This window comes from Bacillus spongiae (assembly GCF_037120725.1).
Taxonomy (GTDB): Bacteria; Bacillota; Bacilli; order Bacillales; family Bacillaceae_K; genus Bacillus_CI; species Bacillus_CI spongiae.
The window spans coordinates 282,179-296,701 of the sequence record NZ_JBBAXC010000001.1 but is presented as its reverse complement, the minus strand read 5'-3'; the positions used below and the strand labels follow the sequence as shown (position 1 = coordinate 296,701).

General features: G+C 37.6%; 11 protein-coding genes. 1 reads left to right on the top strand and 10 read right to left on the bottom strand.

The features are described 5' to 3' along the window. Positions 1 to 20: 20 nt before the first annotated feature. From dtd to WAK64_RS01340, 8 genes are all read right to left on the bottom strand, one after another. A complete protein-coding gene (gene dtd, locus WAK64_RS01375) occupies positions 21 to 464 on the bottom strand; it encodes a D-aminoacyl-tRNA deacylase (protein WP_336585128.1) in 444 nt (147 codons plus the stop codon). An 11-nt stretch (positions 465 to 475) separates the two neighbouring features. Then, positions 476 to 2,662 (bottom strand): RelA/SpoT family protein, encoded by a 2,187-nt coding sequence (locus WAK64_RS01370; RefSeq protein ID WP_336585127.1) that lies wholly within the window; start codon positions 2,660 to 2,662, stop codon positions 476 to 478. Between the two features lie 263 nt (positions 2,663 to 2,925). Further along, positions 2,926 to 3,438 (bottom strand): adenine phosphoribosyltransferase, encoded by a 513-nt coding sequence (locus WAK64_RS01365; protein ID WP_336585126.1) that lies wholly within the window; start codon positions 3,436 to 3,438, stop codon positions 2,926 to 2,928. Beyond that, positions 3,429 to 5,795 carry a single-stranded-DNA-specific exonuclease RecJ gene (gene recJ / locus WAK64_RS01360; protein ID WP_336585125.1) on the bottom strand — a complete coding sequence of 789 codons (2,367 nt, stop codon included), beginning with the start codon at positions 5,793 to 5,795 and terminating at the stop codon, positions 3,429 to 3,431. The genes WAK64_RS01365 and recJ overlap by 10 nt, the downstream gene beginning before the upstream one ends. 153 nt (positions 5,796 to 5,948) lie before the next feature. Beyond that, positions 5,949 to 6,257, bottom strand: a complete 309-nt coding sequence (locus WAK64_RS01355; RefSeq protein WP_336585124.1) for a LapA family protein — start codon at positions 6,255 to 6,257, stop codon at positions 5,949 to 5,951. 27 nt (positions 6,258 to 6,284) lie between these two features. Next, on the bottom strand, positions 6,285 to 7,181 hold the full coding sequence (locus tag WAK64_RS01350) for a cation diffusion facilitator family transporter (protein WP_336585123.1): 897 nt from the start codon (positions 7,179 to 7,181) through the stop codon (positions 6,285 to 6,287). A 361-nt stretch (positions 7,182 to 7,542) separates the two neighbouring features. After that, positions 7,543 to 9,801, bottom strand: a complete 2,259-nt coding sequence (gene secDF, locus WAK64_RS01345; RefSeq protein WP_336585122.1) for a protein translocase subunit SecDF — start codon at positions 9,799 to 9,801, stop codon at positions 7,543 to 7,545. A 130-nt stretch (positions 9,802 to 9,931) separates the two neighbouring features. Further along, complete coding sequence (locus WAK64_RS01340; RefSeq protein WP_336585121.1) at positions 9,932 to 10,243, bottom strand: post-transcriptional regulator; 312 nt, start codon at positions 10,241 to 10,243, stop codon at positions 9,932 to 9,934. A gap of 118 nt (positions 10,244 to 10,361) precedes the next feature. Here WAK64_RS01340 and spoVB point away from each other — a divergent pair, with 118 nt between their 5' ends. Beyond that, positions 10,362 to 11,909, top strand: a complete 1,548-nt coding sequence (spoVB, locus tag WAK64_RS01335; protein WP_336585120.1) for a stage V sporulation protein B — start codon at positions 10,362 to 10,364, stop codon at positions 11,907 to 11,909. A gap of 4 nt (positions 11,910 to 11,913) precedes the next feature. On the opposite strand, the gene WAK64_RS01330 is transcribed toward spoVB, so the two are convergent. Then, entirely contained in the window at positions 11,914 to 12,570 is a 657-nt protein-coding gene (locus tag WAK64_RS01330; RefSeq protein WP_336585119.1) for a DUF421 domain-containing protein, read from the bottom strand. Positions 12,571 to 13,092: 522 nt separating this feature from the next. Then, positions 13,093 to 14,382, bottom strand: a complete 1,290-nt coding sequence (locus WAK64_RS01325; protein WP_336585118.1) for an ArsB/NhaD family transporter — start codon at positions 14,380 to 14,382, stop codon at positions 13,093 to 13,095. Positions 14,383 to 14,523 lie beyond the last annotated feature (141 nt).

Below are 14,523 nucleotides of genomic sequence, written 5' to 3'. Positions count from 1 at the left end.
TTGCTTAAAAGCAATCCTGTTTAGTCACGACTATCTAGTATAAGCGTTACTGGACCATCATTGACAAGTGATACTTCCATCATACTTCCGAATACCCCTGTTTCTACTTTTAGCCCGTAGGCTCTTAAAGCATGATTAAATTGATTATACAACTCTTCAGCTTGATCGGGTTTAGCTGCGTTCATAAAATTCGGTCTGCGGCCTTTTCGACAATCTCCATACAATGTAAATTGAGATACAGAAAGAATATCGCCCCCATGATCAAGTAAAGAATGATTCATCTTTTCATTTTCATCTTCAAAAATGCGAAGGTGAGCTATTTTCTTCGCCAAATAGTTAACATCATCCACCGTATCATCATGCGTTACTCCTACGAGAAGGACAAGACCACTGTCGATTTGCCCCTCCACCTTCTCATTGACCGTAACTCGGGCGTTTTTACTCCGTTGCAATACTACCTTCATATCGAAACTCCTTACGTCATAATCCTTCTTACAGAATAAATGTCTGAAATCTGTTTAATCCGTTCCACTACTCGCTGAAGATGACTGACATTGCGAATGGAAATAGACATTCCAATCGTTGCTACTTTATTTCGATCAGACCGACCACTTACTGCCGTAATGTTCGTCTTCGTCTCATTTACAGCCTGAAGTACTTCATTTAATAAACCATTACGATCATATCCTGAAATTTCAATGTCTACATTATATTCTTTTCGATGTGTTCCATCACTTTCCCATTCAACTGGAATTAATCGTTTTTCATATTCTTCTGAAGCGATATTTGGACAGTCTTCCCTATGAACAGAAACCCCACGGCCCTTCGTAATAAATCCAACAATTTCATCTCCAGGAACGGGATTACAGCATCGGGATAATCTTATGAGAAGATTATCTATTCCCTTTACCTTTACACCTGTTTCCCCTCTCTTACGCGGGGGCTGCCCCTTAAGTTCAGTTACTTCCTCAATCGCTTCTTCTTGGTCTCGTTGTTTTCTCAGCTTATCTGTTAAGCGATTGGCAATTTGAGCAGCAGTAATGCCATTGTATCCAACAGCTGCATACATATCATCTTCATTTGAAAAATTAAATTTTTCAGCTACTCGATGAATGTTATCAGAAGTTAAAACATCTTTTAATTCAAAGTCTAGTGCTCGTATTTCTTTTTCTACAAGCTCTTTTCCTTTTTCAATGTTTTCTTCTTTTCTTTGTTTCTTAAAAAACTGCTTAATTTTATTTTTTGCTTGCGATGTTTGTGCAAGTTTTAACCAATCTTGACTCGGTCCGTATGAATGCTTTGAAGTTAGGATTTCAACAATATCCCCTGTTTTTAGTTTACAATCAAGGGTTACCATTTTCCCATTAACTTTCGCCCCTATCGTTTTATTCCCAATTTCAGAGTGAATTCGATAGGAAAAATCAATTGGGACGGAGCCCGACGGTAATTCAATAACATCCCCTTTTGGTGTAAAGACAAAGACCATATCTGAGAATAAGTCAATCTTTAAAGATTCCATAAATTCTTCTGCATTAGCAGATTCGTTTTGAAATTCTAATATTTCTCTAAACCATGACAGTTTTTTATCAAATGGCATATTCTCATTAATTGAAATTCCTTCTTTGTACGCCCAGTGAGCCGCGACCCCATATTCGGCAATTTGGTGCATTTCATTTGTTCGAATTTGGACTTCTAGTGGATCTCCTTTTGGGCCTATCACAGTAGTGTGAAGAGATTGGTACATATTCGGTTTAGGCATTGCAATATAATCTTTGAATCTTCCAGGCATCGGCTTCCAGCAAGTATGAATAATACCAAGGACCGCGTAACAATCTTTTATACTGTTGACAATAATCCGAACAGCTAACAAATCATATATTTCATTAAATTGCTTATTTTGTAAAGCCATCTTTCGATATATACTATAAATATGTTTCGGTCGCCCTGAGATTTCAGAGTCGATATGAACTTCCTTCATCCGATCTCTCATATCATCTAGTACTTCTTCTAAATACTGCTCACGCTCTGCTCGTTTCTTTTTCATAAGATTCACGATACGGTAATACTGCTGAGGGTTTAAATAACGAAGAGCAATATCTTCAAGCTCCCACTTAATCTTTGAAATACCAAGTCTGTGAGCAAGAGGAGCAAATATTTCTAATGTTTCATTTGCAATTCTTCGCTGTTTCTCCACTGGTAGATGCTTTAACGTTCTCATATTATGGAGACGGTCAGCAAGTTTTATTAAAATGACACGAAGGTCTTGTGCCATCGCCACAAACATTTTTCGATGATTTTCCGCTTGCTGTTCTTCATGAGATTTATATTTAATTTTTCCAAGCTTAGTGACACCGTCTACAAGCATGGCAACTTCTTCATTGAAAGCTTCTTTGATTTCAGAAAATGTAATCGGTGTATCTTCTACAACATCGTGAAGAAACCCAGCCGCCACTGTGGCAGGATCCATCTCAAGATCCGCTAAAATACCAGCCACCTGTACCGGGTGGATGATGTACGGTTCTCCTGATTTTCGAAATTGTTCTTTATGAGCATCGTGAGCATATTCACATGCTTTTTGAACAAGCGCAACGTCTTCATCGTTTAAATATTTCCTTGTCCGCTCAACCACTTGCTCGGCGGTTAGGACCTGGTCTTTCGCCATAAGTATACTCACCTTTATCATAAATTAATATTTTGTAATTGTTACTATTATCGAAAAAAAAATGTCATCTGTAAAGAGATTGGATACAATTCCCGAATTTTCGTAAATATTGTCGATTTTTCACCCACCTACGATGAACAAGAATAGGTCTATGTTACCCTTCACAATAATCAAACATTGTCTTTCTTTAAATTATACATAGAAAAAAACAATAAGAAAAGAGCACTACAATGAGCGCTCTTCTAAATGTCTTGTTTTGAAGCTTAGTATTCCATCAATGTAAGCATATCATATCCGTCAAGCTTGTCACGGCCGTCAAGATAAGAAAGTTCAATGAGGAAGGCAATTCCTGCAACAACCCCACCTAACTCTTCAACAAGCTTAATGGTTGCTTCAATCGTCCCGCCAGTTGCTAATAGATCATCCGTAATTAATACACGTTGTCCTGGCTTAATCGCATCTTTATGAATAGTTAGAACATCCTTACCATATTCTAGACCATACTGAACCTTAATTGTTTCACGAGGTAGCTTTCCTTCTTTACGAACAGGAGCAAAGCCTACACCTAATGAGTATGCAACTGGGCATCCAATAATAAATCCACGAGCCTCAGGGCCTACAACTAGATCAATCTCTTTTTCTTTAGCATATTCAACGATTTGGTCTGTAGCATATTTATAAGCTTCACCGTTATCCATTAACGTCGTAATATCTTTAAATTTAATTCCTGGTTTTGGCCAATCCTCTACGATTGTCACAAATTGCTTTAAATCCATAATTCCATTTCCTCCTCATGTTTTACCGACAAATGTACTAACGCATCAAACCATTTCTTTAAATCTTGATACGTAGAATACAATAATTCATTTTCAAGCTGGAAATATGCCTGCTTTTGTGAATATAACTTAGACTCTTTTAAATCTTTTTTCACTGAAACAGGATTTAAGGAAATTAATCCATTGTTTATTGTAACAAAATTTAATTCAAAAAACACCTGTGACATAAATTCTATTGTTTCTTTTGTCCAACCACGGTGTTTTGCCAACTCGTCACCGTATCGATTTAGGTCAAATGTACCCCGTTTTGTAAGAAATGCATAATACCATTTGAAATGGTCTCTTGTAGGCATTGTACTAAAATAATGACTACCTTCTTGATAGAAATAACAATACAATCGTTCAAGTTTTCCAGTTCGTAAGAGAACTTGTAAATATTCTTTCTTTACAGGCATATCTAAAATGACGATATTTTTTCCTTCTACAGAGAGTTTTTCCGCTTCTTCTAGCGAAGAAATCAAAATAGACTCCTCTATTAAGAGGGAGAATTCCTGTCGGTTCATATTTTTCCGATCAAAGTATATATATAGTGTGTTCTTTTTCGGAACAATATCAATCCATTTTTGGAGCTTGATTCCCCTCATATCAAAAAGCTGCCACTCTTCTACCTTAATATCTTGCAGAAAAATTTGTGGTTTACGCGTATTATTCCATTCATTGATTGATAATTGTCCAATAGCTGACACGGTTGAAGCTGGGGAGATATGATCAGCAAGCGCTCCAATATGAAAACCAATCCCATCTAAGTTTTTTTCATTCTGGAGTAGATTCAACTTTAAATGATCCTTATTTCCTCCTATTTTTCGTAAATTACCGACAGAAGCATTTCGAATAAGAACGGTTGGCTTTGGATTTGCCACACCAAATGGAGAAAGCAATTCCACTTGCTGAATGCTCTCCAATGAGACGTCTTCTACTTTAACTTCAACATCAAGTTCTTTAATAGGAGTGTAGTCTTCTTCTGAAAGGAGTTGTTTAGCTTGCTCATTTAAACGATTTCGTAATTCATCTACATCCTTTAATGACAATGTCATCCCCGCTGCCATCGGATGGCCTCCGAAATGAGGAAGTAGCTCTCGCATTTTAGATAAATTATGAAATAAATCAAAACCAACTATACTACGAGCAGAACCCTTTGCCTGTCCTTTTTCTGAATCGAAGCTTAATACAATCGTAGGTCGATAATATTTTTCAACAAGTCTAGAAGCAACAATTCCAACTACACCAGGATTCCATCCTTCCTTTCCAATCACTAATACCTTTTGATCTTCGAGTGAAAATTGCTTGTTAACGATCTCTTCTGCTTCCTTTGTCATCTCTGCAACGATCGCTTGCCTTTCCTTGTTCTTATTGTCAATTTCTTGAGCTATGGCTAGTGCTGCATCCATCTCTTCAGCCAATAATAAGTCTACAGCTGGATCTGCGTCTCCTAAACGCCCCACAGCATTTATTCTTGGACCAATCATAAATCCAATCGTTTCCTCTGTTATTTCCCCTAATGTCGTCCCAGCGACTTGGCATAGGGCCTTGATTCCTGGGCGTTTTGATTGCCTAAGCTTCGCTAACCCTTGTTTAACCAATATTCTATTCTCTCCCAATAGTGGTACAAGGTCAGCAATCGTTCCAATTGCGACAATTTCTACTAGGTGATCTGGAAACTGACCATATAAAGCATGAGACAATTTAAACGCTACTCCTACGCCTGCTAAATCAGTGAAGGGGTAGGTCGAATCTTCCCTTTTCGGATGCAAAATGGCCATCGCCTTCGGTAATTTTGGACCCGGTTCATGGTGGTCGGTAATGATTAAATCTAATCCAAGCTCTTCAGCAATCTCTGCTTCCTTTATTGCTGCTATTCCAGTATCAACGGTGATAATTAATGAATAACCTTCTGCAGCAGCATAACGAAAAGCACCTTCATTCGGTCCATAACCTTCTGAAAAACGATTAGGAATATAAAAGTCAACATGTGCACCTAGATCCTGTAGCGTAATCATCATAACAGAAGTGGAACTTACTCCATCTGCGTCATAGTCCCCAAAGATAAGTATTTTTTCCTTTTGTGAAATGGCTTGATGAATTCTTTCAACTGCTTTATCCATATCTTTTAGTAAAAATGGATCATGAATATTATCATGGTCGCTCCATAAAAAAGACCGTGCCTCATCAACAGTTGTTATGCCACGGTTATATAATAATTGTGAAACAATAGAAGGAATATTTAATTCATTTTCGAGCTTGTCTATAATTTCATTGTTAACCTTTTGAACAACCCAACGGTTTTTAGAATGTAACATTCGTTCACCCCTTTGACCTTCTTATTATACAAAACAAAAAAATAGCTTTCAATGTAAGATATGGCCAAAAGGGCAACACCCTATACTGAGTTTCCAATAAAAATACCACGAAGCAGAGGCTTTGTGGTAAAAATTAGACAATGATACAGAAGGTCATTTATCACTGCGTTCATCTTTTTTTAGATCTTCTCCCTGAGGACCTTTAAAAAGGTCCACACGCAATTGTTCGTTCTCACGGATTAACAGCTTCGTCTGTCGTTGGAGGTTAAAGACTTTCACCATCCCTCCCGCTCCAACGATAAGCCCTCCTAATAAAGCAGAGCCTAGAATAACAAGAATGAGTGGCCATTCTGAGCTGCCAAGTAAATAATTCACAGAAACATGCTCGACATTAATTACAGCAAATACGGCAACAATTATAGCGAATACAAAACTAAATAATAATGTCCATTGGAACTTCAAAATCCTCACTTCCTTTCAAGAACGAAATTAAGAATCATTGGAGTTATATGGATTAATATGTACAAAGACATCTTTAACATTCGCCTTAGCTAAGAGTGCATTCTTAACCTTCTTGCCTACTTTATGTCCTTCTTCTACAGTTATGTGGGGATCAACGCTTATTTTAATATCAATAATAACATAGTACCCATGCTCTCTAGCATGTAACTCTCCTAGTGCCTTTACCTCAGGGATTGCCAACACAATCTCTTTCAATTCAACCGTATCCTCATCATGTAATACGTGGTCCAATGTATTATGAATAGATTCACTTCCTAAATGCCAAGCCATTCGTAAAACTAGTAGAGCGACAAATAATCCTGCAACTGGATCTGCATAAATTAACCAATCAATTTCTAACCTTCCCCCTAAAATAGAGGCGACAATCCCTATGAGCGCTGCAATAGATGAAAAAACATCTGATCGATGTTCATATGCATTAACAATCAAAGCATCACTATTTATTTTTTTTCCTAGACGATACTTATATTGAAACATAGCTTCTTTAACGATAATCGAAAATATAACCGCATAAATCGCCACAATGGTTGGTGGATCAATAGGGTCGAAAAATGATTCAATAGAAGCTCTGCCTATTTCAATTCCTACTAAAAACAATAAAACTGCAACGATAATGGCAGCGATAGACTCCGCTTTCCCATGACCATATGGGTGATCCCTGTCTGGCGGTTGCTTTGCAGCTCGCAATCCTATGTATACGGCAAGTGACCCTGCTACATCTGAAGCGGAATGTACAGCATCTGCCACTAGAGCACGGCTATTCCCGGCTATTCCGGCAACCCATTTTATTATCGCTAAAATGATATTTCCAATAATACCTATTAACGCTGCAAATTCAGCCTTTCTAAAACGGTCTTCAGTCAAGCCTCTCCCCCCTTATCGATTCTTATGTATAGTTCCATCGATAGATTCACTTTATTGTAACCTATAACAAAGAAAAAACTACATGAAATATAAAAAAGACCGCATATCGAGCGGCCTTTCCTATACAAGACGATGGTGTAAAAAAGTCAGTCTTCAAGCTCAGCAGAAGGAAAAAAGCATAGATTAACAGTTCCTCTTCTCATTAAAGAATGATAAAACCGAAGGTGTTTATTGTCTCCTTCATTCGATTTTTACCAAAAGCCCGCGGGTTTCAATAGAAACAATTCTAAAACCATTTGTAAGGACTATTTCTCCAGTGATTTTAAAGTGACTGCTGCTCTTTCGAATTCAATCTGCTACTTTATACTTGTGGTTCGTCCTTCCAAACTTTTTTCTCTTTATAGGTCACGATTGTTCCCTTTTTCTTCAATTCTCTATTTTTCAAAATGAGCCAGAATTGAGCGGCAATAAAGATAGAAGAATACGTACCCGATATTAGTCCGACTAACAAGGCAATCGTAAAGTTATTGATAGACGTACTACCAAAGATCATCAAAGCTACAACAGTAAAGATAACCGTGATAACCGTTGAAATCGACCTCGTTAGCGTTTGACGCAAGCTCGTATTGACAACTTCCGCTATGTCTTCAGCTGTTTTTAAACGCTTTTTCTTTCGAGCATTTTCACGTAGTCGATCAAACGTAACGATCGTGTCGTTGATTGAATATCCAATGATGGTTAAGACAGCAGCAATAAAGGTTATATCAATTTCAAGGCGAGTTAAGCTGAAAAAGGCTAGGATGAAAAAGGCGTCATGGAGAAGTGCCGTAATAGCGGCAACTGCCATATACATCTCAAATCGAATGGTTACGTACAAAATAATCCCAATAGATGCTATTGCTAACGCTTTAACCGCATTAGCCGCTAGCTCTTTTCCAACAACCGGAGAAACAGTACTAACACTTGGTTCAGCGCCGTACACCTCATTGAAATGCTGTTTTAAGCTCGCAATCTTTTCTTGAGAAAGTTCTGATGCATATCGTACAACTCCAACCTCATCGTTATTCCCTGAAATAACAATATTATCAGATGTAATTCCCACTTCCTCTAATTCTGATGCAATCTTCTCTTCCGTTAAGGAGCCTTCTGCCAAAATCTCCATGCGTGTTCCTTCAGTGAAGTCGATCCCTAAGTTCAAACGGAAAATGGCTAATACCACTAACCCAATAGTGATCAAAGTACCAGAAATACCGAAGAATAATTTGCGCTTTGCTGCAAAATCAAATTTATCGAAGCGAGTTTTTAAATCAAGTGTATCCACATTTTCAGATAATTTATGAATGTCTTCTTTTTTCACTCCGAACCAACCTGGCTTATCTTTTAAATAAGAGCTGTTGACCCATAAACCAAGCAATAGTCGAGAACCCCAAACAGCTGTTAAAAAGCTAGTTAAAATACTAACAATTAACATTGTCGCAAACCCTTTAACTGAACTTGTCCCAAAAATAAATAGTACAGTTCCAGCTAAAATCGTTGTAATATTTGCGTCTAAAATGGTCATAAATGAGTTTTTATTTCCAGCTTTGAAAGCAGCTTTGATCGGTCTTCCTACTTTAATTTCTTCTTTAATTCTTTCATACGTAATGATATTTGCATCGACTGCCATCCCGACACCTAATATAAGGGCGGCAATTCCAGGTAGCGTTAATACTGCATTCATCCAATCAAAAATTAATAAAATAAGGAAAATATAAAGTGTTAAAGTAATCGTTGCAATGACACCAGGAAAACGATAGAAAACAATCATAAATAAAAATACGATAGCAATCCCAACTATTCCACCAAAGATTGTTTTCTCCATTGCCTGCTCACCGAATTTTGCCCCAACAGATGTTGAATATATTTCCTCAAGTTTTACTGGAAGTGCTCCCGCATTTAACAAGCCTTTTAAATTCTGTGCTTCTTCCAACGTAAATGAGCCTTCAATTGTAGCTTCATCTGAATTGATTGGGTTTTGTACTCGTGGGGCACTAATGAATTTAGGATTTTCCTTTGTTCTTTCCTCTTCATAAGAGTCCCCTTCTTCAAAGTCAAGCCATATCACCAATGGTTCATCATTTGGTGCTAGTTCTTTTGTTAAATTATAAAATTTCTCGCGATCCTTTAGTTCAAGCGAAACAATTGGGTTTCCATAGTCATCAAATACTTGCTTAGCTCCGCCTGCTTTAAGGTCGGACCCATCCAAACGAACCTCATCATTCTTATCGCGGAACGTTAAGTTCGCTTGAGTTGAAAGTAGTTCGCGTGCTTCTGATTGATCCTCTACACCTGCAAGCTGAACCCGAATCCGATTCCCTGTTTCAATTTGAATATTCGGTTCGCTCACACCAATGACATTAATCCGCTTATCCAACGCTTCCGCGGTATCTGAAACAACTTGATCGGTTATTTCTTCTTCTTCTCCTTCTAATGATTGAATTTCATAGAGAACCTCAAAACCACCTTGTAAATCTAATCCAAGCTTAATATCTTTCACAATATTGTCGGTTGTGGTTCCTATTGCTGTTCCAATTAATAGAAGTAGTAAGAAAAATGCCACAATCCTGCTGCGCTTTACCATTATGTAATTCCTCCTTGCCTATATTAACCTACGATCAAGATAAAAATCTGGTATAACTCACCACCAGAATTTTACGAACATTTACATTATGAATTAGAAAAAATAGACTGTCAATTTATTTTCTAAATTTTCAAATTTTCCTTTCTCCATAAAGTAAAGCATTTAGGTCTCCCTCTTCTACCTCCGTAAACCAGTTAGGAGATCGAAACGCATCGACGGTTTGAAAATTCATAAAATCACCAGGCTTTACGGCCAAAACCTCGTTAACAAGTGCAGAAAAGCAGGGGTTATCCTGTGCTTTCTTCCACTTTTTCCTTGTTAGATAGCTCCAAAGCATTTGATTCGATACTTTTCCATAATCTAATAGCTCCAATTCTTCACATTTACTATTTAGCACGGGTGTTAACAAATCAAAATAACAGTCATACGGATGCCTCTCCATCCTGTTCCCTCCTTATTTACAATATAAGAATTGGTAATAACTTGTCATGCTTTGTCCAACCTGCTGCATATACTTCATTGTATATTAATTTACCATTTTTGAGAAGGCAGGGAGGCACATGTCTAAGTTTTTTAAAGGTACCATGATCTTAATGCTTGCAGCGTTTATAACAAGAATTCTCGGCTTTATTAACAGGATAGTCGTTACGAAACTTATCGGTGAGGAAGGCGTAGGTCTTTATATGATGGCCTTTCCCACATTAGTACTTGTCATAACCATTACACAACTAGGTCTCCCTGTTGCCATCTCGAAAAGTGTTGCCGAAGCTGAAGCTCAAAAGAATACAAAAAAAATAAAAAAAATTCTTGCTGTTTCCCTTGGTGTAACAACTGGCTTATCACTCATTTTCACCCCAGCTCTTATCCTATTAGCGCCCTTCTTGTCCGATGTTCTTTTTACCGATAATCGAATTTATTACCCTCTAGTTGCCATTGCACCTGTGATTCCTATTATTGCCGTTTCTTCTGTTATTCGGGGGTATTTTCAAGGTAGGCAAAATATGAAACCTGCCGCTATTTCACAGGTTATTGAGCAGGTTGTTCGTATTATACTGATTGCCGCCATGACAAAAGCATTCCTCCCCTACGGTATTGAATATGCTGCTGCTGGAGCAATGGCTGCTTCTGTATTTGGAGAATTAGCTTCTCTAGTCTATATGTTTACCATGTTTAAAATGAAAAAGAAATTTCCAGTGCGAAGAAACTTTTTTAATTCATTAGCGAAAGGAAAAGAAACGCTCACTGAATTGTTGACGGTAGCCATCCCTACTACAGGTAGTCGATTAATTGGTTCTCTATCATGGTTCTTTGAACCCATTATCGTTTCCTATAGCTTGTATCTAGCAGGCGTTACAACAATTGCTGCAACTAAACAATACGGTTCCTTAACGGGCTATGCACTTCCTTTACTATTTCTTCCCTCCTTTATTACGGTTTCTTTATCAACATCCCTTGTTCCCGCGATTAGCGAAGCATACTCTCAAAAGAGGCTATCAGTAGTTGGAATCAGGCTACAGGAAGCTCTTCGATTCTCTTTAGTGACAGGTGGACTGGCTGTTGTCCTTCTCTTTATTTTTGCCTATCCATTAATGGAGACAATATACGGATCAACCAAAGCTGCACCCTTTATAAAGTTAATGGCACCCTTCTTCCTTTTTTATTATTACCAAGGTCCATTACAAGCAGTTTTACAGGCTTTAAACTTAGCTAGAGCCGCTATGATTAACAGCTTAATTGGAGCAGCAGCCAAGCTCGGGTTAATTTTTATACTTGCCTCACAACCAGCTTTCGGTATTTACGGGGCCGCTATTTCAATCGTTGTTGGATTCATGCTTGTTACTTTGCTTCATTTTGCCACAATGCTTAAAGTAATACCGATGAGCTTTTATGTTAAGGACTATATAAAACTTGCTTTCATCGGTGTTTTAGTGGTGATAGGTGGAACATGGTCTTATGAACATTTGTTTACTGGGAATGCTACTGGAGTTCGACTCCTTCTTGGCCTTTCTAGCGTTTCCTTACTTTATTGTTTTCTTCTTTATTTATTCGGTTTAATTACAAAGCAAGATTTAAAGCGAATTCCTTTTGTAAATCGGTATATTCATTAACCATTCAAGTTTCATCTCTTAAATCGATGTAAAACTCTCCATTTTGAAATGAACAAAAGGAAACATCTTCAACTAAAGGATATCCTCTTTTCCTTAACTCCTTCTTAAGCCAAGAGCTGTCTTTACCGATGTTTCCTAAATGCGATTGTTGAATGACTCCGTCTAATATAAGTGGAAGAGTAAGGTCCTTCTCCCCGCTTTTTGTTGCCGGGTCTTTTTTAAAAACAGAAAGCTTACCAGATGGCTCAAGGATAGCAAACTCGACCTCCGCTACGTTATCAATGTCTTTTTCGCGTAGCTGAAGGAGTAGGTCATCAAAATTATAGCGTTGCATTTTCATTGCTTTCTCGTCAATTTTTCCACGATTAATGATTATTGTGGGCTTACCATCCATCAGCTCTCGGAACTTTTTGCTCTTTAATGAAAACCAAGCTGTCACAATTTGGATTACCATTAAACAAACCATTGGAAGAAGGGCTTCAAGAAGAGACGTATCAGGTTTTTCAATGGCCAATACAGCAAGCTCAGCAATCATGATAAATACTACTAAATCCAATATACTAAGCTCTCCAATTTCCCGCTTCCCCATTAACCGAAAAATCAAGATAATGACTGCATACAAAAAAATGGTTCGAAATATGATTAGCAACAAATCATTCACGTCTCTACCTCCTTCAAGACTGACTATTAGTATGGCTTACTTAAAATAGACTCATAATGGAATATATTTCATTCCACCGACTGTTCGATTGCAAATGAGCACATACATATACTCACGAAAGAGTAAAAATGGTAAGGAGATTATCTCACTCGAGCTAGTCACAGCCGGCAGAATAACAGACACTATGAATTATAAAAGCAAATATCAATCATTAGATTTTCCATGGCACGTTGTGAAAGGGGCAAGCAATATACAATGTAAGGTAGGAAGAATCAGAGAAAAATGATCTAGCCTATCCCCTCCTACCTATCGATGTACCTAAAAGAATGAATTAAGATCATTTCATCCGGTTCACTTTGCCAGGAAAGAGACTAGACTAATCTAGCAATACGCCGGATGAATGAATAAATAAAAGCACCCAAAACGACTGTTTTGGAGTGCTTTTATTTATTCATTCATATGGACTAGGAATTTACAGGTGCTATCCTATATTGTTGTATTTTGTTGAAAGATTCGCTCCTATTAAAAGAAGGGCTTTATATACTTAAAATATACGTATAACGTGGATATAGCCAAAGAGAGGATTGTAATAGGGATACCGATAACCAAGTATTCCTTAAATTGAATTTTTACTTTCTCCTTAGCAGCGAGGCCAACAATGACTAAATTTGATGAAGATCCTAGTAGTGTCCCATTCCCTCCTAAGCAAGCACCTAGTGCCAATGACCACCATAGTGGATCCATATTGACCATTCCAAATTCTTTAAATTCTTGAATAACAGGAATCATGGCTGCGACAAATGGAATATTATCAATAATTGCGGATAGGATACCCGTCCCCCATAAAATGACAAATGCTGTTGTCTTCATATCACCTTCGGTTAACATTAATATCTCTCTTGCAACCTCATCAATAAATCCTGATTCCTCCAACCCACCTACGAGCATAAATAACCCGATAAAGAAAAACAATGTTCCCCATTCTATATCTTTTAATAGCTGCTCTGGTTGGTAGGTTCTTTCCAAAAGTCCTAACAGTAAAACGGCACCAGCCAAAGCGACCGTCGTAACATCTAGATGCAATATGGGATGAAGTGCAAATCCGATTAATACTACTAGTAAGACAGAAAGAGAAACCACTAACCCCTTATCTTTTTGTAAATATGACCTAGGCTTCAATCGTTTTAATTTTAATTGATTTTGAGGAGAAACCACCAGTCTTTTCCGATACGCTAAACTTAAAAATAGAATGGTTACAAGGAGTATAACAGCAGAAATGGGTAGTAGATTGACTATAAAGGCATTAAACGTAAAATGTTCAACAGCTTGACCAATCATCATATTGGGTGGATCCCCAATTAAAGTAGCCGTTCCACCAATATTACAGGAAAGTATCATGATAACCAAAAAGGGGATAGCGGGAATATTTAATATTTTTATTAGAGTAAATAAAATCGGAACTAACAGCATGGCCACCGTCACATTCGCTAAAAACGCAGATCCGATTGCTGATAATAAAGCGAATACAATTAATAACGCAACACCGTTCCCATGAACAAGTTGAGCAAGTACAATGGCTAAATACTCAAAGAACCCTGTTTTACTCGTAACGGTTACAATCAGCATCATGGAAAATAGCAACGTAATCGTTTTCCAGTCAATGTATGTAAATAGAGCTTTTTCAATCGAATATGCGCCAATTAGCAACATACATACACCACCTGATAAGGAAGCGAGCACTCGGTTCCATTTTTCAGTAATCAAAAATATATAGGTGATGACAAAAACAAATCCCACCAGGTAAGCAATCATATTCGCCCTCTCCTTTTCTCCACTCATCGTATTGTATGATGCTTGGCCCAATAAAATTTATAGTCTTTTTTTCTTTTTGCAGAATATGCTTGTACTAAATATGTTTGTTTTGTAGATTACTTGCAAATAGACGAAAAGGGG